The 24,921-nt window shown below is 59.3% G+C and carries 20 protein-coding genes and 2 tRNA genes; 17 read left to right on the forward strand and 5 right to left on the reverse strand.

Annotation, left to right across the window (positions count from 1 at the left end; all coding sequences use genetic code 11):
- The first annotated feature begins 157 nt into the window (after positions 1 to 157).
- The 7 genes from rpoN to VGU25_04385 all read left to right on the forward strand — a co-directional run bounded on the left by rpoN (position 158) and on the right by VGU25_04385 (position 7,193).
- Positions 158 to 1,690, forward strand: a complete 1,533-nt coding sequence (gene rpoN / locus VGU25_04355; GenBank protein HEV2576425.1) for an RNA polymerase factor sigma-54 — start codon at positions 158 to 160, stop codon at positions 1,688 to 1,690.
- Between the two features lie 27 nt (positions 1,691 to 1,717).
- Complete coding sequence (raiA, locus tag VGU25_04360; GenBank protein HEV2576426.1) at positions 1,718 to 2,050, forward strand: ribosome-associated translation inhibitor RaiA; 333 nt, start codon at positions 1,718 to 1,720, stop codon at positions 2,048 to 2,050.
- A 190-nt stretch (positions 2,051 to 2,240) separates the two neighbouring features.
- The gene (gene rapZ, locus VGU25_04365; protein ID HEV2576427.1) at positions 2,241 to 3,185 is read left to right on the forward strand and encodes an RNase adapter RapZ; all 945 of its coding nucleotides are present in this window, start codon (positions 2,241 to 2,243) and stop codon (positions 3,183 to 3,185) included.
- Positions 3,186 to 3,252: 67 nt separating this feature from the next.
- Positions 3,253 to 5,121, forward strand: a complete 1,869-nt coding sequence (locus tag VGU25_04370) for an ABC transporter ATP-binding protein (protein HEV2576428.1) — start codon at positions 3,253 to 3,255, stop codon at positions 5,119 to 5,121.
- A gap of 92 nt (positions 5,122 to 5,213) precedes the next feature.
- A complete protein-coding gene (gene gmk / locus VGU25_04375) occupies positions 5,214 to 5,891 on the forward strand; it encodes a guanylate kinase (GenBank protein HEV2576429.1) in 678 nt (225 codons plus the stop codon).
- 79 nt (positions 5,892 to 5,970) lie between these two features.
- Complete coding sequence (gene rpoZ / locus VGU25_04380) at positions 5,971 to 6,186, forward strand: DNA-directed RNA polymerase subunit omega (protein ID HEV2576430.1); 216 nt, start codon at positions 5,971 to 5,973, stop codon at positions 6,184 to 6,186.
- On the forward strand, positions 6,186 to 7,193 hold the full coding sequence (locus VGU25_04385) for a uracil-DNA glycosylase family protein (GenBank protein ID HEV2576431.1): 1,008 nt from the start codon (positions 6,186 to 6,188) through the stop codon (positions 7,191 to 7,193). The genes rpoZ and VGU25_04385 overlap by 1 nt, the downstream gene beginning before the upstream one ends.
- Before the next feature lie 38 nt (positions 7,194 to 7,231).
- Here VGU25_04385 and VGU25_04390 read toward each other — a convergent pair whose 3' ends face one another.
- The gene (locus VGU25_04390; protein HEV2576432.1) at positions 7,232 to 8,035 is read right to left on the reverse strand and encodes a DUF2076 domain-containing protein; all 804 of its coding nucleotides are present in this window, start codon (positions 8,033 to 8,035) and stop codon (positions 7,232 to 7,234) included.
- A gap of 142 nt (positions 8,036 to 8,177) precedes the next feature.
- On the opposite strand from VGU25_04390, the gene VGU25_04395 reads away from it, so the two are divergent.
- Positions 8,178 to 8,253, forward strand: a tRNA-Ala gene (locus tag VGU25_04395).
- 135 nt (positions 8,254 to 8,388) lie between these two features.
- Here VGU25_04395 and VGU25_04400 read toward each other — a convergent pair.
- A complete protein-coding gene (locus VGU25_04400; GenBank protein ID HEV2576433.1) occupies positions 8,389 to 9,843 on the reverse strand; it encodes an ATP-binding protein in 1,455 nt (484 codons plus the stop codon).
- 16 nt (positions 9,844 to 9,859) lie between these two features.
- Here VGU25_04400 and VGU25_04405 point away from each other — a divergent pair, with 16 nt between their 5' ends.
- The 8 genes from VGU25_04405 to VGU25_04440 all read left to right on the forward strand — a co-directional run bounded on the left by VGU25_04405 (position 9,860) and on the right by VGU25_04440 (position 18,970).
- The gene (locus tag VGU25_04405; GenBank protein ID HEV2576434.1) at positions 9,860 to 10,993 is read left to right on the forward strand and encodes a universal stress protein; all 1,134 of its coding nucleotides are present in this window, start codon (positions 9,860 to 9,862) and stop codon (positions 10,991 to 10,993) included.
- 2 nt (positions 10,994 to 10,995) lie between these two features.
- The gene (locus VGU25_04410; GenBank protein HEV2576435.1) at positions 10,996 to 11,730 is read left to right on the forward strand and encodes a response regulator transcription factor; all 735 of its coding nucleotides are present in this window, start codon (positions 10,996 to 10,998) and stop codon (positions 11,728 to 11,730) included.
- Positions 11,731 to 11,781: 51 nt separating this feature from the next.
- A complete protein-coding gene (locus tag VGU25_04415) occupies positions 11,782 to 13,365 on the forward strand; it encodes an outer membrane beta-barrel protein (protein HEV2576436.1) in 1,584 nt (527 codons plus the stop codon).
- A 212-nt stretch (positions 13,366 to 13,577) separates the two neighbouring features.
- Positions 13,578 to 15,341, forward strand: coding sequence for a potassium-transporting ATPase subunit KdpA (kdpA, locus tag VGU25_04420; GenBank protein HEV2576437.1), 1,764 nt, complete (start codon positions 13,578 to 13,580; stop codon positions 15,339 to 15,341).
- Between the two features lie 14 nt (positions 15,342 to 15,355).
- Entirely contained in the window at positions 15,356 to 17,395 is a 2,040-nt protein-coding gene (kdpB, locus tag VGU25_04425; protein ID HEV2576438.1) for a potassium-transporting ATPase subunit KdpB, read from the forward strand.
- Positions 17,396 to 17,404: 9 nt separating this feature from the next.
- Positions 17,405 to 17,959 carry a potassium-transporting ATPase subunit KdpC gene (gene kdpC / locus VGU25_04430; GenBank protein HEV2576439.1) on the forward strand — a complete coding sequence of 185 codons (555 nt, stop codon included), beginning with the start codon at positions 17,405 to 17,407 and terminating at the stop codon, positions 17,957 to 17,959.
- 83 nt (positions 17,960 to 18,042) lie between these two features.
- Positions 18,043 to 18,117: transfer RNA gene (locus tag VGU25_04435), tRNA-Gly, on the forward strand.
- A gap of 148 nt (positions 18,118 to 18,265) precedes the next feature.
- Positions 18,266 to 18,970: a hypothetical protein gene (locus VGU25_04440; protein ID HEV2576440.1), complete on the forward strand. Its 705-nt coding sequence runs from the start codon at positions 18,266 to 18,268 to the stop codon at positions 18,968 to 18,970.
- Here the strand turns inward: VGU25_04440 and VGU25_04445 are convergent.
- On the reverse strand, positions 18,967 to 19,884 hold the full coding sequence (locus VGU25_04445) for a HAMP domain-containing sensor histidine kinase (protein HEV2576441.1): 918 nt from the start codon (positions 19,882 to 19,884) through the stop codon (positions 18,967 to 18,969). The genes VGU25_04440 and VGU25_04445 overlap by 4 nt on opposite strands.
- A gap of 90 nt (positions 19,885 to 19,974) precedes the next feature.
- Positions 19,975 to 20,850 (reverse strand): fatty acid desaturase, encoded by an 876-nt coding sequence (locus VGU25_04450; GenBank protein ID HEV2576442.1) that lies wholly within the window; start codon positions 20,848 to 20,850, stop codon positions 19,975 to 19,977.
- 216 nt (positions 20,851 to 21,066) lie between these two features.
- Between VGU25_04450 and VGU25_04455 the strand changes: the two genes are divergently transcribed.
- Complete coding sequence (locus VGU25_04455; GenBank protein HEV2576443.1) at positions 21,067 to 23,973, forward strand: phosphoesterase; 2,907 nt, start codon at positions 21,067 to 21,069, stop codon at positions 23,971 to 23,973.
- On the opposite strand, the gene VGU25_04460 is transcribed toward VGU25_04455, so the two are convergent.
- A complete protein-coding gene (locus tag VGU25_04460) occupies positions 23,970 to 24,824 on the reverse strand; it encodes an IclR family transcriptional regulator C-terminal domain-containing protein (GenBank protein ID HEV2576444.1) in 855 nt (284 codons plus the stop codon). The two genes, VGU25_04455 and VGU25_04460, sit on opposite strands and share 4 nt — an antisense overlap.
- Positions 24,825 to 24,921: the final 97 nt, after the last annotated feature.

The following is a 24,921-nucleotide window of genomic DNA, read 5'->3' on the forward strand; positions in this document are numbered from 1 at the left end:
GGTAAAGGTCGTGTCCGGACAGTTACGGAAGTCTGACACGTTCAGGTGAGAACAGGTTTTTGATTGGGCGCGATAAACTGGCCCTGAACTTGCTTACGGGTGTATTTCTCCCATGGGCAGGCCTGGGTAGAGCGCCGGGTGCGCAGCTGAGAGGTTCCTGTTGTTACAGCCCCGTCTGAATTTGAAGCTGTCGCAGCGCCAGGTTCTGACCCCTGGGCTGGTGCAGATGGTTAGTGTTCTTGCGCTCAACAAGCTTGAGCTCAAGAGCATGATCGATGGGGAGCTTGTTGAGAATCCAGTCTTAGAAGAGGTGGACGAGTCCACCGAAACTCTGGATGAGCGTGCGGCCCGGGAGGGCGAACGGGAGCGCAGCGCGGAGGAAGTGGCAGCCGAGCGGGGAGAAAAGGATCCGTTCGACGAGGTGGACTTCGGGAGCTACTTCCAGGACTACCTGGATCCCGGGTACAAGACGGGCGGAAGCCTGGATGAGGGCGATCCGGACCGGCCGTCGTTTGAGAACTTTTTGTCGCAGCCGAGTACGCTGACGGACCATCTGCTGTGGCAGGTGGGGGCGGTGGCGTTGTCGCCGAAGCTGCGTGCGTGCGTCGAGCTGATCATCGGCAACCTGAACGAGGATGGCTACCTGACGGCGAGCGACGAAGAGCTGGTGCAGGGGCTGGCGGGGCATCCGACGAAGAACGAGGACGTGCTGGCGCTGGTTAAGCAAGGCCGAAACCTGATGCGGCAGCTCGACCCGGCCGGTGTGGGGGCGCGGGACTTGCGCGAATGCCTGCTGTGGCAGATAGAGGCGCAGCGGCGCGAGGCTGAGATGCTGGCGCAGCGACCGGTGAACGGACATGGACTCAACGGCAATGGGGAAGTGCTGAAGGTGCTGGAGGTGGCGACGGCGATTGTCGAGGGTCATCTGCCGCTGTTGCAGCGCAAGGACCTGCGGGAGATTGCGCGGGTGACGCACCGCCCGGCAGAGCAGGTGCAGGAAGCCGTGGAGTATATCCGCAGGCTGGACCCGCGACCGGGTCAGAGATATAACCAGGCGGCAACGCGACTTATTGAGCCGGATGTGGCGTTTGTGAAGCGCGGCGATGAGTACGTGGTGGTGATGAATGACGAGAATATGCCGTCGCTGCGATTGAACAACGGATATCGCCGGATGCTGCGCGAGAAGGGAACGGAGCGCGAGGTACGCGAGTACGTGAAGGAGCGCTATCGATCGGCGATTCAGCTGCTGCGGAATATTGAGCAGCGCAAGAATACGATTGTGCGGACGTGCGATGCGATTGTGCGCCGGCAGCAGGAGTTTCTGGAGAAGGGTGTCGAGGGGCTGCGGCCGATGATGATCAAGGAAGTCGCTGAGGAGATTGGCGTACATCCTTCGACGGTGAGCCGCGCGGTGGCAAATAAGTATGTCCATACGCCGCAGGGCGTTTATGAGCTGCGGTTCTTCTTCTCAGAGGGCGTGAACGGGCCGGAGGGCGGGGATTTGCCGCTGGTGCTGCTGAAGCGTCGTGTGAAGAAGCTGATTGAAGAAGAAGATTCGCGGAAGCCGTTCACGGATGAGCAGTTGGCGGCGGAGCTGCAGCGACAGGGCATCCAGGTGACCCGACGGACGGTGGCGAAGTATCGCGAAGATATGCAGATTCCCTCCACACACCAACGGCGAGTACGATAGCGACATCCAACTCCGGAAGGAGAGGAGATGTCGATGATTGTTGAGTACACGGGCCGCAGAACCGAAATCACGTCAAAGTTGAAGCAGCTAACAGAGGAAGGTCTCGCGAGAATAGAACTCGTAGCCAACCGCTGTACAAGCGCCCACATTGTCCTCACGGAAGACAAATACCGACATATCGCAGAGATTACGGTGCACTGTCGTAACGAAGATCTCGTGACAAGTTGCGAGGCTTCAGACATGGAGCAGGCACTGCGTGAGGCTCTGGCGACAATCGAGCAGCAGGCGATCAAGTCAAAGGAGCGATTCACAACGGTGCGGAGCAGGCCGAAGCCGCCGGTGCAGGAACTTTCCGCGTAGCGATCTGCGTGGCTCAAGGCTGAAAAAGATGCAGTAGACGAGCGAATCTCCTCGCGGGTTTACGCGTGCGAGGAGATTCTGCGTCTTAAGCGGCTGCCTGTTTGAGGCAGAGTGAATGTATTGCGCGCAGTGCTACCACCCCAGCGAGTAAAGAACACTCGCCGGGGACCGCGGTGCTAGGATGGCGCGTATGGCGAAGCAGCGCGCGGGCAAAAAGCACGCGAAAGTGAAGAACACGAAGTCAAAGAAAACAGGGGCGAAGGCTCCTGCGAGTGGGGCGAGCCGTGAACTGGTGGTGCTTACGGGGATGTCGGGGTCGGGGAAGTTGTCGGCCCTGAAGGCATTCGAGGACCTCGGATATTACTCGGTGGACAACCTGCCTTTGGAGTTGATTCCAAGGTTTGCGGAACTTGTCGAGAAGTCTGCGGAGATCACGCACGCTGCACTGGTGGTCGACGTGCGTGAGGGCAGCAGGCTCGATCGCTTTCCAGAGATTTTGAAGCAGGTGCGCAAGGTGCTGCCGACGCGCGTGGTGTTTTTAGAGGCCAGCGAGGACGCGATTGTGCGGAGGTTTTCGGAGACGCGCAGGCCGCATCCGCTGGGGCGGGGCGAGACGGTGATCTCGCAGATCCGTGCGGAGCGCAAGCGGCTGGATCCGGTGCGGAACGTGGCGGACATTCTTATCGATACGACGAAGTTCACGGTGCATGATCTGCGCGCGCACATCGTTGCGCAGTTTGAGCGCGGCGGAAGCGATGAGAAGAACCTGACGATTTCCGTGACGAGCTTCGGGTTCAAGAACGGTGTGCCGACGGATGCGGATGTGGTTTTCGATGTGCGATTCCTGCCGAACCCGCACTTTGTGCCCGAGTTCAGGAAGCTGACGGGCAAGCATCCCAAAGTGGCGAAGTATGTGCGAAAGTTCCCGCAGACGCGGGAGTTTCTGGATAAGGCGGCGGATATGCTGACGTTTCTGCTGCCGCACTACATCAAGGAAGGCAAGAGCTATCTGACGGTGGCGATCGGATGCACGGGCGGGCAGCATCGGTCGGTGATGATTGCGGAGGAGTTGAAGAAGCGGCTGAGTGAGGCGGGGTATCGGGTGAAGTCGTCGCACCGGGACATGCCGCGGTGAACGCGGCTGCGGAAGTACACTAGGGATCGATGAGAGCAGAGCGAAACCGGCAGCAGCGGGGCGTGCGATGAAGCGCATCTGGCGGCTGTTGAACTACATGCGGCCGTATTCGGTGCATGTGACGGTGTCCGTGGTGCTAATGGCGGTGGTGGGCGCCATGGCCGCGTTCCGGGTGATGCTGATCAAGCCGATCCTGGATAACGTGCTGAACGCCAAGTCATCGCCGGCGCAAGTGCTGGTTTTTCCGATTGCGGGGACCAAACACACGATTAATTTGCAGGGGTGGCTGCCGCATTACTTCCACAATGCATGGACCGTCGTGGCGATGGCGCTGGTCGGATCCGCGATTGTGAAGTCGATCTGCGATTACCTGGGCACGCTGCTGACGAACAAGGCGGGGTTCGGGATGATTACGGACCTGCGGAATGATCTGTACGACACGTTGCTGCGGAGGTCGACGGCATTCTTTCAGCGGCACTCGACGGGGATGCTGGTGTCGACGCTGATCAATGATATTGAGCGCGTGCAGTCGGCGATGTCGACGGTGTTGAGCGATTTTCTGCAGCAGGTGTTCACGCTGCTGTTCATGGTTGTGGCGGTGATCATTGTGGGCGGCAGGATGGCGTGGGTGCTGCTGCTGTTTGTGCCGGTGATTATCAGCTCGGCGAGGCGGATTGGGCGCAGCGTGCGAAGGACGACGCGGAGGGGCCAGGACAAGCTGGCGGAGATTCAGACGATTGTTCACGAGACGGTGACGGGCAACAGCATCGTGAAGGCGTTCGGCATGGAGTTGTGGGAGATGGGGCGGTTCCGGCGCGCGGCAGACCGGCTGCTGCATGCGAACATGCGGTCGGTTGCGGTGCAGTCGATCTCGTCGCCGCTGATGGATGCGCTGGGCGCGGTGGCGATTGCGCTGCTGCTGTTTGTGGGCCGCGACCGCATCGTGCATGGGTCGTGGACGAGCGGTATGTTTATTGCATTTCTGGCGGCGGTGATTATGCTGTATGACCCGGTGCGGAAGATGCCGCTGTACTACAACAGCTTTCAGCAGGCGGTGGGAGCGAGCGAGGAGATTTTCAAGTTTCTCGATGCGCAGGACGAGGTGCGCGAGCGCAAGGGCGCGGCGAAGCTGAAGTCGTTTACGGATGCGATTGAATTTCGGGATGTGTGGTTCAGCTACGAGCACCAGGGAGAGAAGCACGAGGCGCTGCGCGGCGTATCGCTGAAGGTGAAGCGCGGCGAGGTAGTGGCGCTGGTGGGGCCGAGCGGAGCGGGGAAGTCGACGCTGATGAATCTGCTGCCGCGGTTCTATGACGTGAGCGAGGGCGCGATTCTGGTTGATGGACATGATGTGCGTGACCTGACCACTGCGTCGCTGCGGAAGCAGATTGGCAAGGTGACGCAGGAGACGGTGCTGTTCAATGACACGGTTCGGAACAACATCGCATACGGGCAACCGGATGTGCCGATGGAGAAGATTGAGTCAGCGGCGAAGGCGGCGCGAGCGCACGAGTTCATCATGCGGTTGCCGGAGGGGTATGACACACAGATTGGCGAGCGGGGGGCGAGGCTTTCCGGCGGTGAGCGGCAGCGGCTGGCGATTGCGCGGGCGCTGCTGAAGGATGCGCCAATTCTGGTGCTGGATGAGGCGACGTCGTCGCTGGACACGGAGAGCGAAGCGCATGTGCAGGCGGCGCTGGCAACGCTGATGAGCGACAGAACGGTGCTGGTGATTGCGCACAGGCTCTCGACCGTACGGAGCGCGGACCGCATTGCCGTGCTGGAGCGCGGGCAGATTACGGAGCTGGGCAGCCATGAGGAGTTGCTGGCGCGGGGAGGGACGTACAGCAGGCTGTATCAGCTTCAGTTTGGAGAGGATGAGGTGCTGGTGACGGCCGGTGAGCCGGCGGCGCACGGCGTGGAGGGCACGGCGTAGGCGATTTTTCTGAGGGAAACGCGGCTGTAATTGAGATTGTCGCTCGTGCGGGGGATGGACGGCGGGATAGACTAGCGGAAATACTTTTAGAAATGGCCGGAATTCTTTTCATCATCTCGGCACCCAGCGGCTCAGGCAAATCCACCCTTGTGGCGGAGGTGAGGCGGCTGGTGGAGGGCCTGGAGTTTTCGATCTCCTATACGACGCGAAAGCCGCGTGGTTCGGAGGAGCCTGGGCGGGAGTACCACTTCACGGATGTCGGAAATTTTCTCGACATGGTGGAGCGCGACGATTTTCTGGAGTGGGCCGAGGTCTTTGGGAATTACTACGGGACAGCGCGAGGCGGCCTGGAACACGCGAAGGCTGCGGGCAAGGACCTGCTGCTGGACATCGATGTGCAGGGTGCGCTCCAGGTGATCCATAAGGTGCCGGAGGCTGTCTCGATTTTTGTTGTGCCGCCGAGCCCGGAGGTGCTGGAGCGACGGCTGCGCAATCGCAGCCAGGCCGAGGGCATGACGGATGAAGCCGTGATTCAGCGCCGGCTGGCGCAGGCGAAGCAGGAGCTGCTCACGCTGAACAAATACAAGTATGTGCTGATCAATGATGTGCTCGACGAAGCGGTAACGGAGCTGAGGGCGATTGTGCAGTTTGAACGCGGAGAAGGCGGAGAAGCGGCCGCTGCTGTAGCGCAGCAGTGCAGAACGACGGTGCACTCGGCGCGGTTGGAAGCGGTACTCAGCAGCTTCGAGGTATCGGTCGCGGGAGTATAAGGTTTTGCGCAGGTGCAGTTTGGCTTGCGCAGAGTGATGGAAGAGCAGGATGATGTATCAGCTTGGGGAGGCTAGAGGTATGTCAGAGGATCTTTCGCTGTTCAACAACAAGTACAGCCTGGTGAAGGGCGCGGCTCGGCGCGCGCGGCAATTGCAGTCGGGCGCACCGTCGCTGGGAGTGTCGAACTCGATGAAGGCCTGCAAGGTGGCGCAGGATGAGATCAAGCGCGGAAAGGTGACGTACAGCGTTGTGGAGAAGAAGCCCACACCGCCGCCTCCTGTATCGTTTGATTGATGAGCCTTTCACCGGAGCAACAGCTACGCGCCTACGTGGAGTACTTCCGCGACCTGGGCGTGTATGAGCTGTACCGGCAGGCCGCTCCTGAGGTAGCCATCCCGGAGCGGTGGCGCGAGCTGATGGCGCGGCCGAAGCCGCCGGCGACGCCGCAGGCGGGCGCTGCCGTGAGACCGGCGACCGCTGCCCCGGCAGGTCAGCGGCCGACAGCAGCGGCGCAATCTGCGCCAGGCCCGATGCGTCCCACAGGACCTCAGGTTCCGGCACCGAGGCCGGCCGCGCAGGCGCATATTCCGCAGGCGCGCATTGAGCCGGAGCCGCAGCGGAGTTATTTTGAGACCGCGCTTCCCGAGGAGCTGCAGGCACCGATGCCAAAACCAGTTTCGTTTGATGCGCTGGCGCCGCTGCCCGCGGAGATTGTGTCGGCTGGCCAGCGTGTGGCGGCACTGGAGGCGGTGCGCGCAGAGATCGGCGACTGCACGCGGTGTCCGCTGGCGTATGCGGGACGACACAAGATTGTGTTTGCGGATGGTGACCCAAACGCCACGCTGATGTTTGTGGGTGAGGGGCCGGGAGCCGATGAGGACACGCAGGGGCTGCCGTTTGTAGGCAAGGCCGGGCAGTTGCTGAACAACATGATCGGCGCGATGGGGCTGAAGCGCGAAGAGGTGTACATCGCGAACATCGTGAAGTGCAGGCCGCCGGGGAATCGCACACCGGAGTTTGCCGAGGCGAGCACGTGCTCGCAATTTCTGCTGAAGCAGATTGATATCGTCCGGCCGAAGGTAATTGTGGCGCTGGGAGCGACGGCTGCGACGTATCTGCTCGGCGTGCGGCAGTCGCTGACTTCGCTGCGCGGACGGTGGCACTCGACGCGCGGAGCAAAGCTGGTGGTAACGTATCACCCGGCGTTTCTGCTGCGCGATCCGCGGCAGAAGGGCGAGGCGTGGAAGGACCTGCAGATGGTGATGGCCGAGCTTGGGCTGAAGGCACCGGCGAAGAAGTAATCTGCGATTCAGCAAGCTAGCGCGTCAGTGATGGGCGATTAGATGGAGTTGTCGCCGCCGCCGTCGTCGAAGTCAGAGCCGGAGTCGTCGAATCCGGAATCGTCGAAGCCACTGTTGTCGACGAAGTCTGTGGAATCGTTTCCGAAGCCGCCGATGTCATTGCCTGAGTTGTCAGCGACATCGGCGGAACTTTGCGATGAGCTCTGGTCGCCGAGGTCCTGACGGCTTGCATCGTTCTCAGGGTTGTAGAAATTGCTGTCGTCCGCGTGGTGCTCGTGCTGGCCGGCATCGTCGTAGTAATTGTTCACGACGCTTTCGTTGGGGTGTCCGTAGCCATATGGGCCGCCGCCGAAGCCGTGGAAGAGTGACTCCATGCTCTCGAAGGCCATCTCTCCCATAGCGACTCCGGCTGCGGTCTGCAGCGCGCCGCGCAGGAAGCCGCCGCCGGATCCGGGGTAGACGGGCTGGGTGTATGCGGGGGCGTAGGCCGGCGCATACGGCGGCGGATAGCCGGGGTTGTTCACGGGTTGATACTGCGGCTGCTGTTGCTGTGAACCGGATGGGCCGCCGAAGATCTTGCTGAGGAAGCTGCCGCCTCCGCTCTGCTGCGGGTGCTGGCGAGCTTCGTCGAGTGCAGACTGCAACTGCTGAATCTGCTGCTGCGCCTGCTGAAGACCGTACTGCTGGACGAGGACCGTTTGCGCAAGGATGTAAAGCGCGTCAGGAATCGTGGCGAGATTCTGCTGAAGGTAACGCTCGGTATCGAGGTCCTTGTCGGGGACCTGCGCGTTGCGGATGCGTTCGATGAGGCCGTCGATCATCTGCTGCTCTTGCGGTGTCATGGTGTCTCCGTTGATGTGCCTGCCGATGTATACGATACGACGGATGGTTAAGTTCTGAGGTGAGCCGGTTTGGAGCAGGGAAGAACTTTTGCTAGACTGAGAGGGTTGCAGATCGCGCCTTTGGCGCTGGATGTGTAGGTGTGGGGCTGTAGCTCAGCTGGGAGAGCGCCTCGTTCGCAACGAGGAGGTCAGCGGTTCGATCCCGCTCAGCTCCACCAAAAGCAAATCTAAAGTAGTCCGATGAGGATCGAAAGCCAGCGCTCATGCTGGCTTTTTGCGTTCGTGCACGGGATTCCGTGTGAGAGTGATTGTTCTTAGTTACTCGTCACTCGCTGCAGCTTCTCTTTTGGAGGCTAGGAGGTGTGATCGCTGTTTTGTGCAACACTTGGGACGATCACGGTGAAGACGGAACCCTGGCCGACCTGACTTGTTACCTGGATAGTGCCGCCGTGCGCCTCGACGATAGCACGACTAATGGCAAGACCCATGCCGGTGCCGGAACTGGATTCTGCCTGTGATCTGGCGCGGTAAAACCGTTCGAAGATCAGAGGCTGCTCGGAAGGTTCAATTCCGATTCCGCGATCCGCGACGCTAATGACCACGTTCCGACCGTTTGTCTGCGCGGTGATGGTGATCGGGGTGTTCGGTTTTGAGTATTTGTCAGCATTCTCCAAAAGATTGCAGATGACTTTCTGGAACATTACCGGATCTGCGCGCATCTCCAGTCGTTCATCGATATTTATGACCAGGGTGTGCCGCTCCTCGACACCGGAGCATATCTGGAGGGCATTTGCGACAACATCCGCCACGCGAATCGGGGCGAAGTGCATTTGAACCTGTTGCGCATCGAGCTGGGCCATCTCCACTGCCTCGGAGACAAGCTTGTTAAGGCGATCGCACTCTTCATCAATGATGCTGAGTAACTCGTATTGCTGCCCGTTTTCGACACTGTTTGCCAAGAGCGCGGTGGCCGCTCCTTTTATCGACGTCAGCGGCGTTCGCAGCTCATGCGTGATGGAGTCGATCATCAAGGTCCTCAGCCGCTCGCTTTCTTTTGCTGCTTCGTTGTGCGCGATACTCTCCAGAGCCTGAGCGCGTTCCATCGAAATAGAGATGAGGCTTCCTATTGCCTGTGCAGTTGCTTTCGATAGCGAGGCTCCGCGTAGCACCAATACGCCCTTCGGGCGGACTCCAGTCCTAATAGGGATAACCAGTTCGGAGACGTCGTCGCGAACATCCGATAACGTAGAAGCTAAGTTGTGGAGGTGCGGCAGCTCGATCTCCGAAGCTGTATCGCCGGCCTGATAGAGACGATCTCCATCGAGAAGATAAAGCATGGCTGTTCTGGCGGACGTGACATCAAGAGCAGCATGAGGCACGTTTGCCCACAGGCTTCCGGCATGTTCTGGCTGAAGAAACTCCCGGCTTAAACGAAACAGCACTTCCAATTCGCGTTGCCGAAGCTTTGCGTCTCTGGCCTCGTCGCGCGCGCGTTGCGACAATCGGCTGGCTATGATCGCGGTTGTCAGAAAGGCAAGCAGTGCGAGCCAATTTTGAGGGTCCGAGATCGTGAAGGTATCGATCGGGGGGAGGAAATAGTAGTTGTAGAGTATTGTCGCTGCTACGGAGATGAGTACTGCATATCTGAGGCCCCATTCCGCTGCGAGAACGAGGATGAGCAGGAGCAACGTGAGCGCAACGGTAGTGGTGTTGACATGAAACCAACGCCGGTACACGGCTACAATTCCGGCCAGAGCGCCGAAGGCAAGCAGCCAGCGTATAACGGAAATCGAACGGCGAGAGTGCACGTAGGAGATTGTACGGGTGGAGGCGAATAGAAAGTCGGCCGAGGACTGGCTTCTCAGTAGTGCGGAGGCTGAAAAGAAGCGTGGACGCTTCAAGGTCTTCCTTGGCTACGCGCCGGGCGTCGGTAAAACGTTCAGCATGTTGAGCGAGGGAGTTCGCCGCCGGAGCCGCGGAGAAGATGTCGTGATTGGGATCGTGGAGACACACGGTCGAGCAGTGACGGCCGAGCTTGCCGCAAAGCTGGAGCAGGTTCCGCGCAAGGAGATCAATTACAAGGGAACGCTGTTCAGCGAGATGGATGTAGACGCGATCCTTGCGCGCATGCCGCAGGTTGCGCTCATCGACGAACTTGCACACACCAACATCGAAGGCAGCCGCAATGCGAAACGCTATGAAGATGTTCTGCTGTTGCTGGAGAAGGATATAGACGTTCTCAGTACGGTGAACATCCAGCACGTGGAAAGCCTCGCACCACAGGTGCAATCGTTGACCGGCATCGCGGTCCGTGAGACTGTCCCCGATTGGGTTCTTGACCGCGCCGACGAGATTGTCATGAGTGACCTGACGCCGGAAGCGCTCGTGACGAGGATGCGACGGGGTGATATTTATCCCATGGAGCGCGTCGAACGGTCACTTACGAACTTTTTCCGGCGCGGCAATCTCATCGCCCTGCGCGAAATGGCGCTGCACCGCGTAGCGCGTGCAGTAGACCGCAATCTGGACGACTACGTGCGAAGGAAGAATCTCGGCCCACATTGGGCGGTGGCCGAGAAGGTTGCAGTCTGCATCAGCGCAAGCCGGCAGGCGAGAGACTTGATCGCTCGCGGCGCCAAGCTCGCACAGGCGCTCGATGCGGAACTGTATGTCCTGCACGTTCAGGATGGCCGAGATGAAGACGAAGAACGCAAGCGAACGCTGGAGTCCAGCCTGCAGTTCGCGAGGAATCTCGGCGCAGCCATTGTTCCGCTGACCGGCACAGACACGGCCCGTGTTACTGCGGCTTTCGTGCGGGAGAACCGCATTACGCAGACTATCGTTGGACGTTCCGCAGTGCGTGGGCTTCGAAGCTATCTGTATTATCTGGCTATCCAGAAGTTCATGTCCGAAGCCCCGCATGTGGACTTGCATATTGTTACGCAGGAGAAGCATTAACCGTGCAACCATCTCACGGAGCGAAGATTCTTGTTGTTGATGATGAGCGGCAGATTGTGCGCATGCTCCGCGCGTCTTTGCAGAGCAGTGGATATGAGGTTGCGGTGGCGACCAATGGCATCGAGGCGCTGGACCGCCTCGCAGCGGATCACCCGGACCTCGTGATTACTGACCTTGCCATGCCGGAGATGAATGGACTTGAACTGACGCGGGCGATTCGACGAGGCGCGCAGACGCCGATCATCGTTTTGAGCGTGCGCGACAGCGACGGGATGAAGGTACAGGCGCTGGATGAAGGAGCGGATGACTACCTGACAAAGCCGTTCAGCATGCCTGAGCTGCTTGCTCGTGTTCGGGCGCAACTGCGCCGGCTGCCATCCGCGGCGGAACAGCAGAGCCGCATCGAGGCCGGTGACTTTGTCATCGATCGCGATGCGCATTCGGTGCTGTTGCGCGGTGATTCGGTTCGCCTGACGCCCAAGGAGTTCGATCTTCTCTGGTTCTTATCCCGATCTCCGGGACGCGTGCTTACGCACAAGGTGCTGCTTCGAGCGATCTGGGGGCCCGCAGGTGATGAGCAACCCGACTACCTGCGCGTGCTCATCGCGAATCTGCGCAAGAAGATCGAGCGCGATCCAGGCAAGCCCAGCTACATCCAAAGCGAGCCTTGGGTGGGATACCGATTTCTTCCATCGGGTCAAGACGCAACGGATGACGACACTCCTATAGCTTCTTAACGGCTTTTCAATGGAATTCATACGATCGCTGGCCGCACTCTGGACAGCGGTATGAAACACGCGGTAAGACTTTTCGTCTCCTCTGTTCTCATCTTCGCCGCATGTGTTGCGTCGGCCCAGAGCGCGCCGGAAGTGCAGCAAACGCCGGTCAGTATCGAGCAGCTACAGCGGGAGATTGACTCTCTTCAGCGCCAACTCAATGCGCTAAAGAGTCAAAGTGCGGCGACAGGAACGCAGGCGTCCGCGCCACCGCCGTCTCTTCCCATCGGTACTGATGCGTCGGTTGCACGGCCCGCAGGCGCGCCTGAAGAGGGAACTGTTCAGACGGCGCACACGGAGGCGCCGGCGACACATCCTGCTCCTGATCGTCGTCACAGTGAGCCGTTCGCGTTCGCAGACTTCACGTGGTTGAACGGCAATCCGCGCACCAAGGACACGCCATATGCGACGGAGTTCTTCACGCCGGAGATCCGCGCTGACGTGAGCTATACGTACGATTTCCGGCACCCTGCAGATGACACGATCGGCGGCTCCAGCGAGGTATTTCGCGCGCAGGAAGTAGTGCTCGACGATCTGGGCATCGGTGGCGATTTCCACCTCGATAACGTGCACGCGCGGGTACTCAGTCAGATTGGGCTTTACTCAACCGCCACGCCTCGTAACGACGCGAGTCCGACGCGCGGACAGTGGGACCTGGCTGATGCCTACCGTTATGTCTCTGAGGCAAACGCCGGATACCACTTCAACGTGCAGCACGGCCTCAACGTTGATGGCGGCATCTTTCTTTCCTATGTGGGTCTGTTCTCGTTCTACCAGTTTGATAACTGGGCGTATCAGCCATCGTATGTGTCGTCTAATACGCCATGGTTTTTCACCGGCGCGCGCGTCCAGTATTTTCCGACAGAGAAGCTGAAGATTGAGCCGTGGTTCATCAATGGCTGGCAGTCGTACGGCCGCTTCAACAATCGCCCCGGGTTGGGCGGTCAATTGCTCTGGAGACCGAACGACAAGTTTCAGTTCATCGGCAATCAGTATGGCTACGGCGAGGACGCTCTTGGCGTATCCAGTCGCACTCGCTATCACACCGATGACAGCATTGAGTACAAGTATCTCGACCGGCCGTACGGGCTCTTGAGTAAGGCTGCGTTAAGTCTCACGGGCGATGCCGGATGCGAAAGCGGCGGCGGCGTGAGTTGTCATGGCAACACCGTGCAAGGACCCAAGCAGAGTTTTCTGGGATTCATGGAGTACAACCGATTCTGGTTCAAACACGATCAGTACGGGCTGACACTCGGCGGTGGTCGCATCAACAATCCTGGCCGGTATCTTGTGCTGCTGCCGCCGATCAACGGCGCGACCGCGGCATCGGGTACGCAATACTTCACGGAGAATCCTGGCGATCCGTTCAAGGCCTGGGACGCTTCCGTCACGGCCGACTACATGCCGAGCCAATACATCACCTGGCGGTTGGAGTACAACCACCGCGCGGCAAACGTGCCGTACTTTGCGGGCCCAGGTGGAATTACTCCACCAAATGGAAACCAGGGTGCTCCCGGGTCGCAGGTTGAAGGCTGGAGTCCGGATCTTCGCAAATCGGAGAACCGTATGACTGCGGCGATTCTAGTGAAGTTTTGAAGCGCATGTTCTTCGTCGGGAGATGGTAACCATGTTTGACCTCATTTCGATGTTTGCTATATCGGCGATGTTTGTGCTGTCCGCAGCTTACGTGAACGGTTGCGAACGATTGAAGGGAAAGCGATCCCCATGCTGAACGCGTTGCTCCTCACAATTTCGGTGGCTCTACTGGCTTATCTCGTATATGCGCTGTTGCGTCCGGAGAAATTCTGATGTCCCTGAATGGCTGGCTGCAAATCTTTGTGTTTATTGCCGCCGTGTTGCTGCTGGCCAAGCCCATGGGCGGCTACATGACACGTGTGTTCGAGCGGCGCAAGACGTTTCTCGATCCGATCATGGCACCTTGCGAGCGCCTTCTGTATCGCTTGACGGGGGTACATCCGGACCACGAGATGCGGTGGACCGAGTACACGATCGCCATGCTCGTTTTCAGCGCCGCCACAATGGTGCTTACCTATGCGGTCGAACGTTTGCAGCATCTGCTGCCGCTGAACCCGCAGCACCAGCTGGCGGTTGAGCCTGCGCTCGCGCTCAATACTGCGATCTCCTTCACGACGAATACCAACTGGCAGGCCTATACGCCTGAGTCAACTATGAGCTATCTGACGCAGATGCTCGGGCTGACTACACACAACTTCTGGTCGGCCGCGGTCGGGATGGCGCTCGCGGTTGCGTTCATTCGCGGTATCGCACGCCGGGAGATGAAGACGCTCGGCAACTTCTGGGTGGACCTTACACGCGGAACGCTGTGGGTACTGCTGCCCATCTCCATCGTCTTTTCGCTTGCGCTTGTATCGCAGGGCGTGGTGCAGAACTTCCGGCCCTACGATACTGCGAAGCTGGTCGAGCCCCAGAAGGTGACCGGGACAGACGGCAAGACGCAACTTGTCACGACGCAAACCATCGCGCAAGGACCAGTGGCGTCGCAGGAAGCCATTAAGATGCTTGGCACGAACGGTGGTGGATTCTTCAATGCCAATAGCGCGCATCCGTTTGAAAATCCCACCCCGCTCTCCAACCTGCTGCAGATGATCTCGATCTTCCTATTGCCTGCCGGCCTGGCAATCGCACTGGGGCAAATGGTGGGCTCGCCAAAGCATGGCTGGGCCGTGCTCGCGGCGATGGTGGTGCTGTGGTTCGCGGGGACGACGACATGCTACTGGGCGGAGTCACAACCCAATCCGCTGCTGCACGGCGTGGACCAACACGTGTCCGTGATGCAGGCCGGCGGCAATATGGAGGGTAAAGAGGTTCGCTTCGGTATTGCAAACTCTGCGCTGTTCGCGACGGTTACGACAGATGCAAGTTGCGGAGCCGTGAACGGCATGCATGACAGTTTCATGCCTCTTGGTGGCATGGTGCCCATGGTCAACATCCTGCTCGGGGAGATCGTTTTCGGCGGCGTCGGCGCGGGTTTGTACGGCATGCTGATGTTTGTCGTGGTTTCCGTGTTCATCGCCGGCCTCATGGTGGGACGAACGCCGGAATATCTGGGCAAGAAGATCGAAGCCTATGACGTGCAAATGAGCATGCTATACCTGCTCATTTTCCCTCTGATCATCCTGAGCTTCGCCGCGGTAACGGTGTCGATGCCGAATCTCGGCTTGAGCAGTCTCGCGAATCATGGGCCGCACGGGTTGAGCGAAATCCTGTACGCATACAGTTCCGCTACAGGGAACAACGGCTCGGCGTTCGCCGGCCTGAACGCCAACACTCATTGGTATAACTACTCGCTTGCCGTGGCGATGTTCTTCGGCAGGTTCATGATGGCGATTCCGATGCTCGCCCTGGCTGGAAGCCTGGTGCAAAAGAAAATTGCGCCTGCCTCTGTGGGCACATTCCCGGTGACGACACCGCTGTTCACCGTGTTGCTCATCGGAGTCATCCTGATTGTTGGGGCCCTAACCTTTTTCTGCGCGCTCTCGCTTGGTCCCGTGCTGGAGCACCTGTTGCTGCGTGCGGGCAACGTCTTCTGACTGAAAGGAAGCTGATGGCCACACAAGCCAAACGTTGGTCACTTTTCGATGCCGCTATTGTTCGTCGCGCGTTCATCGACGCTCTTGCCAAGCTCAACCCACGCACGATGATGCGAAACCCCGTAATGTTCGTGGTGGAGGTTGGCAGTGTCCTGACATCGGTGCTGTTGATAAGCGATGCTCTTGCGCGTCGCGGACACTTTGGCTTCAACCTCCAGATCACGCTTTGGCTCTGGTTCACTGTGCTCTTCGCAAACTTCGCCGAAGCCATGGCCGAAGGCCGCGGCAAAGCACAGGCTGACGCTTTGCGCCAAGCGAAGTCGGAGACCACGGCCTACCGTGTCGTTCGAGATGCCATTGAAGAGATTCCGAGTTCGATGCTGCGTTCAGGGGACGTCGTTCGGGTCAGAGCAGGCCAGATGATTCCTGGCGACGGCGAGGTGATTGAAGGTGTCGCCTCGGTAGACGAATCCGCGATCACCGGAGAGTCCGCGCCCGTCATTCGTGAAGCCGGCGGTGACCGCTCGGCTGTCACCGGCGGAACGCGCGTGCTTTCAGATGTGATCGTCATCCGCATTACTTCGAACCCGGGCGAGACCTTTCTGGATCGGATGATCGCGCTGGTCGAAGGTGCTGAACGCCAGAAGACACCGAACGAGATCGCACTCAACATTCTGCTTGCAGGGTTAACAATCATCTTCCTGCTGGCAGTTGTCACGCTGCAGCCATTCGCCGTCTACTCCGGTGCTCCCCAAACAATCTTTGTGTTGATCTCGCTTCTCGTCTGCCTGATCCCAACAACGATTGGAGGCTTGCTTTCGGCCATTGGAATCGCGGGGATGGACCGCCTGGTACAACACAACGTGCTGGCCACGTCGGGCCGGGCAGTTGAGGCGGCCGGCGATGTGAACACGCTTCTGCTCGATAAGACAGGCACCATCACCCTCGGAAATCGCCAGGCTTCGGATTTTTTGGCAGCGGCTGGGGTTGCAAAAGAGGAGCTGGCCGACGCCGCACAATTCTCCTCGTTGGCGGATGAGACGCCGGAGGGACGATCCATCGTGATCCTTGCAAAGGAGCAGTACAACCTGCGCGGCAGGGAACTCGCCCAACTCGATGCGAAGTTCATTCCGTTCTCCGCGACGACGCGTATGAGCGGGATCGAAGTGGACGGCCGCAGTATTCGTAAAGGCTCAGTCGACGCGATCAGAGCTTATCTGGAAGAGCACGGTTCACAGATGCCGGAGGAAGTTCACCGTACAGTCGAAGAGATCGCACGCAGCGGTGGAACACCCCTGGTGGTGGCCGAGAACGGTCGAGCTCTCGGTGTCATTCATTTGAAAGACATCGTGAAGGGTGGTATGCGCGAGCGTTTTGACCAACTCCGCGCCATGGGCATTCGCACCGTGATGATCACGGGCGATAACCCACTTACGGCCGCGGCGATTGCCTACGAAGCCGGTGTCGACGACTTTCTTGCGGAAGCGAAACCTAAAGACAAGATGGATCTCATCAAGCGAGAGCAGGCGGACGGCAAGCTGGTAGCGATGACGGGTGACGGCACGAATGACGCGCCCGCGCTCGCTCAGGCAGATGTCGGTGTGGCCATGAATTCCGGTACGCAGGCGGCCAAAGAAGCCGGCAACATGGTCGACCTCGACTCCAATCCGACCAAGCTCATCGAGATCGTGGCAATCGGGAAGCAATTGCTTATGACACGCGGGGCGCTCACGACGTTCTCCATCTCGAACGACGTCGCGAAATACTTTGCCATCATTCCGGCAATGTTCGCTGGAGTTTTTCCGGTGCTCAACGCGTTGAACGTGATGCATCTTCACAACGCTCAATCCGCGGTTCTATCCGCTGTGATCTTCAATGCGCTAATCATTGTCGCGCTCATTCCGCTCGCTCTGAGAGGCGTCGCTTATCGACCCATGTCCGCCGCTGCCATGCTTCGTCGCAACTTGCTCGTGTATGGTTTCGGCGGCATCATCGTGCCGTTCATCGGAATCAAGGCCATCGACATGCTGATTACGGCGCTGCATCTTGCCTGAGGGGAACTCATGAAGACCTACATCAAGACCGCTTGTCTCTACACGCTTGTCACCGCGGTTGTTCTCGGCCTGGTTTATCCGTTTTTGATCACAGGCCTTGCGCAGGTCATTTTCCACGCGAACGCGAATGGACAGCTCATCGTTCAGAATGGAGACGTGGTCGGCTCCGATCTGATTGGACAGCCCTTCACAGGGCCGCGGTATTTCCATAGCCGTCCATCGGCGGCTGGCACAGGCTACGACGCGTCCTCATCGTCTGGATCAAACCTGGCGCCGACAAATAAAGCGCTCATCGACCGCGTCCAGGCGAGCGTTAAACAGGAGGACAACGGAGCCCCCGTGCCCATCGATCTGGTTACCGCATCCGCATCTGGTCTTGATCCTGATATCACGCCCGCCGCGGCGCTTTACCAGGTCCAGCGCGTCGCACGCGAGCGCGGGAAATCCGAGGAAGCGATCCGCCAACTAGTAATGGAGCATGTAGTCCCAAGACAGTTCGGCCTCCTGGGAGAACCTGTGGTGAATGTGCTGGATCTCAATCGCGCTCTCGACTCCATGCGCTAGCGCAGCAGCACCCCTTCGATTCCGACAACCTGAAACTTCGACAATGAGGCGACAACGCCGGTAGCTTATAATCAGTGCACTGAGCGGGAGTAGTTCAGTGGCAGAACGTCAGCTTCCCAAGCTGAATGTCGCCGGTTCGATCCCGGTCTCCCGCTCCAATGCTTCCGCCCGGCGATTCATCGAAATCCTCAAGCTATCTAGTTGATTTGGTTGCCTCTGCGGGTATGCATCTAACGCGCGCCCGATCCCCCATTCATCGTATTGTCGTCAGCCCAGTGATCACTAGAGTGGAACTGGGAATACCTTATGAGATCGATAAATGCGGCCGTTTTGCTGGCTGGCATCGCGATAGCGGCCGGCGCACACGGGGATGAGATCGTTTCCGGAAGCGTCAGTAATCAGAACCTGAATAGCAGTGTCTGCTCATCGAGCTCGTCGAGCTCAACGTCTATCTCGCTCGCCTGCGTCTCGCCAAGCGTAACGGGTGGCCAGGCTCAGCTGAATGCATCGGTGACTCCGCTGACTGCGTCGATGCAGGTGAATCTCTCCTCGTACCAGAACCCCGCGCAACCCGGTATGTCGACGATAGCCGAGGCGAACCTCTCGTTCACGATTGACGGAACTTATGTGCTGACTGGCGGTACGGGGAACGGCACGGTGATCTGGACCGCTGATTCCTATAGATACGGCGAGGGCGGCGGGGGAGTGTTCGGGCCTTGCAGTATCACCATCGCCGGTGTGACCGAGACCTGTGATCTGAATGCTGGTGTCCCGCTGACCGGGACATTTATCGTGCCCTACAACACGCCGGTGTCACTGCTGTTCAACGCCTCATACTCTGCGGGATCGATTGATTTCGACGATGTTTACAGCGGGATGAACTTCAATATCGATCCGATGACCCCCACGGACATTCCGAAGACCTCCGAGCCCGCGACGTGGATGTTATTCAGCCTCGCAGCAGCGATGATCTTGTTCCTCTATCGAAGACAGGTGCGGGCCTCGCGCTAACTGGTCGAATTGCCGATCGAAAGCGGCAGCTTCAGGACCATCGTTGAACCTTTGCCTGGACCTTCACTCAGAGCGCGCACATCGCCTCCGTGTTGGCGCACGATCGTTCGAACGAGGAAGAGCCCGAGTCCTGTGCCTTTAATCTTCACGCGATCATTCGATGCCGCTCGATAGAAGCGTTTGAAGATGCGGCGCAAATCATGCGCCGGGATGCCGAGGCCGCTGTCGGTGATCGTGAGCACCGCCCAAGTATAGTGCTCGATCATAAGCCGGCATCGGACGTGCACGCCCTGCGGTGAGTACTTCACGGCATTATCCAGAAGATTCAGAACCGCTGTACGCAGGTCCTCCGGATTGGCTTGAACGAACAGCTTCACATTGCCGGGGACATCGTCCATCTGAATTGCCTCAGCGGGAAGATGATGCCGCGTGAGCGTAATCCCGATGCATTCCGCAACCAGCGTCTTCAGCTCGATTCGACTGCGTTGTTGCACGCGCTCGCGCTGGCCAAGTTCGCCGGCTTTCAGCACCTGCTCCACAGTGGCGAGAAGACGGTCGGTATCTGAGCGCATGGTGGTGTAGAAGCGCTGGCGCTGCGAGTCATCGCCGGGATGACGTTGTAACGTGTCCAGATATAGACGGATGCTCGCGATGGGAGTTTTCAGCTCGTGAGTCACGGCATTGAGGAACGAATCCTGGCGCTCGTTGCGGCGGATCTCGCGAACCAGAAAGACTGTGTTGAGAACCACTCCGGCGATAAGGATCGCGAAGAGAAACACGCCAAGTACGTCAAGGGCAATGCGGCGCCCGTTGATGTGCACCCACGTAACGTTCAACGCTATGGCCAGAGCCGTGAGGCAAACACCCAGCGTGATGAAGAAAGCGATGGCTCCGCGGCGGCGTGTGAGGTTCATCCTTGCTCAGGAGTATACGGGCAGGCGCTTCCACGGGGGACTGAAGATGAAGAAGGCCGCCCGGGGGCGGCCTTCTTGAAACTGATCGGTCTATGCACCAGCCGGTCGCGGATTGTTCGGATCGAACTTCGCGATCTGCACTCTCTTTGCGAGACCGAGCTTCTCCATGACCCAGATGCCGTAGTAGTTCACGTCGAACTCGTACCACGCGAGTCCGTGCCGTGCGCTGACGGGGTGGGCGTGATGATTGTTGTGCCAGCCTTCGCCGCCGGTGAGAAGCGCGACCCACCAGCTATTGCGCGAGTCATCGCGCGTTTCGAAGCGGCGCGATCCGAACATGTGCGTGGCGGAGTTGACGAGCCACGTGGCATGCAGGCCGAGGGTTGTGCGAAGGAACGTGCCCCATAGCAACATGCTGAAGGCGCCGATAAGGCGGTGGCCGGGGGAGAGTGCGGCGCCGAGCGCAACTTGCAGAATGCCCGCGATCGTCAGGGGAAGCCAGTGATACTTCGACAGCCATACCTGGACGCGGTCACGCGTGAGGTCGGGAGCATATCGGCCGAGCAATGCGGTCTCGGAATGCAGTGCGCGCCCGGAAAGAATCCAGCCCGCGTGTGCCCACCACGTGCCCTCGTTCGGGGTATGAGGATCGCCTTCGTGATCAGAGTTCTGGTGGTGGACGCGGTGCGTCGCGACCCAGAAGATTGGTCCACCCTCGAGCGCCATGGTGCCGCAAGCGGTGAGGAAGTACTCGAGCCAGCGCGGAACCTTGTATCCGCGATGCGTCAGCAGGCGATGATAGGCCATGCCGATGCCAACGTTAATGGCGAAGAAGTACATGACCGCGGCGACGATGAGGTTCTTCCAGGAGAAAAAGAACAGCGCGGCGATCGCGCCAACGTGGAACGCCCCCATGAAGAGGCTGGTGATCCAGTTGATGCGGCCTTGCTGATAGGTGCGCCCCATCCGCAAATCCTGCTTCAGGCGCTGGCTGGTCTCACGTACCGATGCGAACCGGTCGGCTTCGCTGGAAAGGGGAGGAAATTCGAGGACGGAAGCCGAGGTAGGGGAGATCGTTTGCTCGCGCTCTTGTGTTGCCGTTGTAATCAATGCCGTAGCCCTTCTTGAACTTCTTTATTGACCATACATGTCGGGTGAAGAAGCTTGTGTAAGACTTTTGTAATGCCGATCTTCCGACGTAACACACTCGTTGCAGAAGTGCCTCAACTGGTCATTCTGGGCTGCTTTGCGGTTATGGCTGCCCCGAGCCTGTGCCACGCACAGCAGACTTCGGCCGATCGGATTGATCTGCCGACGAGCAAGCAATTGTTTGTACCAGCGCCCGGCGATCCGCGCCGCGTCAACAGCCTGCCAATCTCGCTTGCGGTGTCGCCCGATGGCAAGTGGGTGGTGTCGCTCAATGCCGGCTACGGGACTGTGGAGTCCGATTACATGCAATCACTCTCCGTGCTGAACACCAGTACCGGCGACGTGCAGGATGTGCCCGACGAGCGTGTGTCACTGCATGCCTTGCAGACATTCTTCTCCGGACTCGCGTTCAGCGGCGACGGAACGCATGTCTATGCGAGCCTTGCATCCTCAACCAATCCGGAACCAGGCGCTCTGCACGCCACCGGCAATGGTGTGGCCGTATTCAGCTTCGCAGCGGGTGTTCTCAAGCCGGAGCGCCTGTTGAAGTTGCCCCTTGTGCCACTTGCCGCCGGCAAGACGACCGCGTTGCTTGCGGCCGGTGGCGGCCGAAAAGGCATTCCATTCCCGGCCGCAATCGCGGTAATTCCCGGCGCGCACGAGCGGCTGCTCGTTGCCGAGAACCTTTCCGATAGCGTGGTCGTGCTTGATGCACGCACCGGAGCGATAGAGCACACCTTCGATCTCAGCTCCGGTTCCTACGTTCCGTCCACTTATCCGATCGCTGTTGCGGTAAGCAGTGATGGCAAGCGTGCCTTCGTCGCGCTGTGGAACGCCAGCGAGGTCGACGAGCTTGATCTGGAACGCGGAACGGTCGTTCGTCGAATCGACTTGATGAAGGCGCACTCGCCCACAGCTCCGGGATCGCATCCGTGCGCTCTTCTGCTCGATGAGCGAGCCGGCATGTTGTACGTTGCGCTAGCGAACCGTGACGCGGTGGCAGCCGTTCGCGTCAGTGATCGGCATCATCATCCCGAGCTGTCGATTGCCGGCTACTTCGATACCCGCCTGCCGGGGCAGAGTTACTTCGGCGCTGAGCCGGATGCTCTTGCAGAAAACGCCGACGGAACGCGGCTGTATGCCGCAAACCTGGGCTCTGACGCCGTTGCGGTCATCGACCCCCGTCACCCGAAGCCGATCGACAACCAACGCGGCATGGCTCAGCCGCTCGGATTTGTTCCGACAGAGTTGATGCCGACTGCACTTGTATTTTCCGGCGGCACGCTCTACGTTGCGACCGACAAAGGCAAGGGAACAGGCCCAAACAACATGGCTCAAGCGGCCGCCGCGCATCCGGGGACTGCGAGATCACCGCAAGGCAGCTTCACGTATGCACCCACACTGATCCATGGCTCGCTCGCATCGTTGTCGGATCAGGCAATCGAATCCAATCTGAAGGCGTCCACCGAAACGGTGCTCGACAGCAATCGCATGCGAGCGGCGCAAGAGACCATCACATTCGCAGGCGGCGGCAGTCCGATCAAGCACGTGATCTACATCATCAAGGAGAACCGCACCTACGATCAGATCCTCGGCGATCTCCAGAAGGACGGCCGCCCTGTCGGTAACGGCGATCCGAAGCTGACGATGTATGGACAGACAATTACGCCAAATCAGCACAAGCTGGCCTTGCAATTCGGTGTGCTCGATAACTTCTTCGACTCCGGCGAAGTCTCCGGCGAAGGTCACGTGTGGTCGACTGCCGCGATCGGCACCGATTACCTCGAGAAGACATGGCAGATCAACTATCGCGGAAGAGAGCGCACCTACGACTACGAAGGCATGGTCGCGGATGGATATCCGCTGCTGCAGCACATTCCTGACGTGAATGAGCCGGCCACCAGCTACATCTGGAGCAACTTCGCCTCCCACGGCAAGTCCGTCTATCACTTCGCGGAATATGTTTCGTCGATATTCTGCGGAGACCGCAAAGCAGTGGAGCGGGCTCGCGAGATTCGTTCGCAGGACCCCAAGCAGGGCGCTGCATCAGGCGGAGAGACGCTCTGTCCCTCGCCCAGCATTAAGCCAGGCGAACCGTTGCCCGCAGAATGGGGCGGCGGAAAAAATCTATGGCCGTGGGCAATACCGCGCCTTGCCGCGGACATTGCCACGAAGCCGGAGCTCGTGGGTCATTACGCGCCGGAATCGCCTGACTTCAACCTGCGCATTCCGGATCAGATCCGCGTCGCAGTCTTCCTTCGCCATCTTGAGCAATGGAAAAAGGACCGTGCAGCAGGGCATGACACGATGCCGGATTATATTCTGCTGCGGTTGCCCGACGATCACACTGGCGGCACAACTCCCGGCGGACCTACACCGCGCTCTTCTGTTGCGGATAACGATCTCGCGGTCGGCATCGCAGTCGATGCGATCTCGCACTCAGCTTATTGGGACGACACGGCGTTTTTCATCCTCGAAGATGACGCCCAGAACGGTGCCGACCACGTGGACGCCCACCGTTCCACGGCATTGGTCATCAGCAAATACGCTCCGCATCCGAAGCCCGGCGACCCCGCCGTCGTTGACAGCCGCTTTTATTCGACGGTGAGCATCATTCGCACCATGGAGACTCTTCTGGGTGTCCCCCCGATGAATAACAACGACGCCTTTGCGTCTCTCATCTCAACGCTCTTCATGGGGCCAGGCGATCAGCCGCCATTCGACGCTGACTACTCAAACCGTGACAACGGCCTTATCTACACGGCCAACAAGTCGAACGCCGTTGGCGCAGCTGCGTCCATGAAGATGGACTTCACGCATGCGGACCGCGCACCGGCGGACAAGCTGAATCTGATTCTCTGGCAGGATGCAAAAGGCGCGCAGCCGCCGCCCGCGATGCTGCTCGAGAAGCATCCGAAGCACAAGGATGATGATGATTAGCGTAGAAAGACGCTGAGTTCGGCTGCCGCTGCGCGTAGATGCGGAAGAAACCGCGTCTGCATCTCGAGCATCGGCATGCGCGGCGCATGTCCGCTCAGGTTCACGCACGCCACGACGCGGCCGTTTGGCGCCTGCACCGGAACGGCCAGCGAGCGCAGTCCGACCTCGTACTCCTGATCGCACAGGCCATAGCCATTTCGGCGAACATTGCGCAGGGCCAGTCGCAGCTTATCCACGGATGTAATCGTCTTGGGCGTGTACTGCACCATCTGCACGCGCGCCAGATACTGCTCCAGCTGATCCTGCGGCAGATATGCGAGCAACACGCGCCCCATGCTTGTGCAGAAGGCCGGCAGCCTCGAGCCAATATGCAGATCTACCGACATAACGCGGGTAACCGTAGTCCGCGCAATATAGACAATGTCATCGCCGTCCAGCGTCGCCACCGAGAAGCTCTCGCCGAGCTGTGCGGACATCCGCTCCAGGATTGGCTGTGCAGCATTCGCCAGTGTGCTTGTGGCGGTGTAGGTGTTTGCGAGCGTCAGCATCTTAGGCCGCAGCGAATAGCGCTGCGCCTCGTCCGCGCCAGCGAAGCCCAACTTGCACAGTGTGTAAAGACAACGGCGGACGGCTGCGCGTGACAGGCCCGTGCGCAGACTCAACTGCGAGATCGTCATCTGCGGCATCTGCGGCGTGAACGCCTGGATTACTACGAGGCCGCGCGCGAGCGAAGCCATGAAATTCGGATCACCCGCATAGACCTCAAGCGCAGCGGCGGGCGTAACCTTCGGCTTCGGCGTGAGAGTCGCTGCAGTGGAAGGAGCAGGGGCGGAGAGCGTAGCAGTATTCATAGGCTTTCAATCGGGGCGGAACGATAGCCGTCCTATCTCAACGATAAACGCACACCGCCATGACTGCAAGAGAATGGGGCAGATCGCGGGATCTGCC

The sequence above is a fragment of the Acidobacteriaceae bacterium genome, assembly GCA_035944135.1.
GTDB lineage: Bacteria > Acidobacteriota > Terriglobia > Terriglobales > Acidobacteriaceae > Granulicella.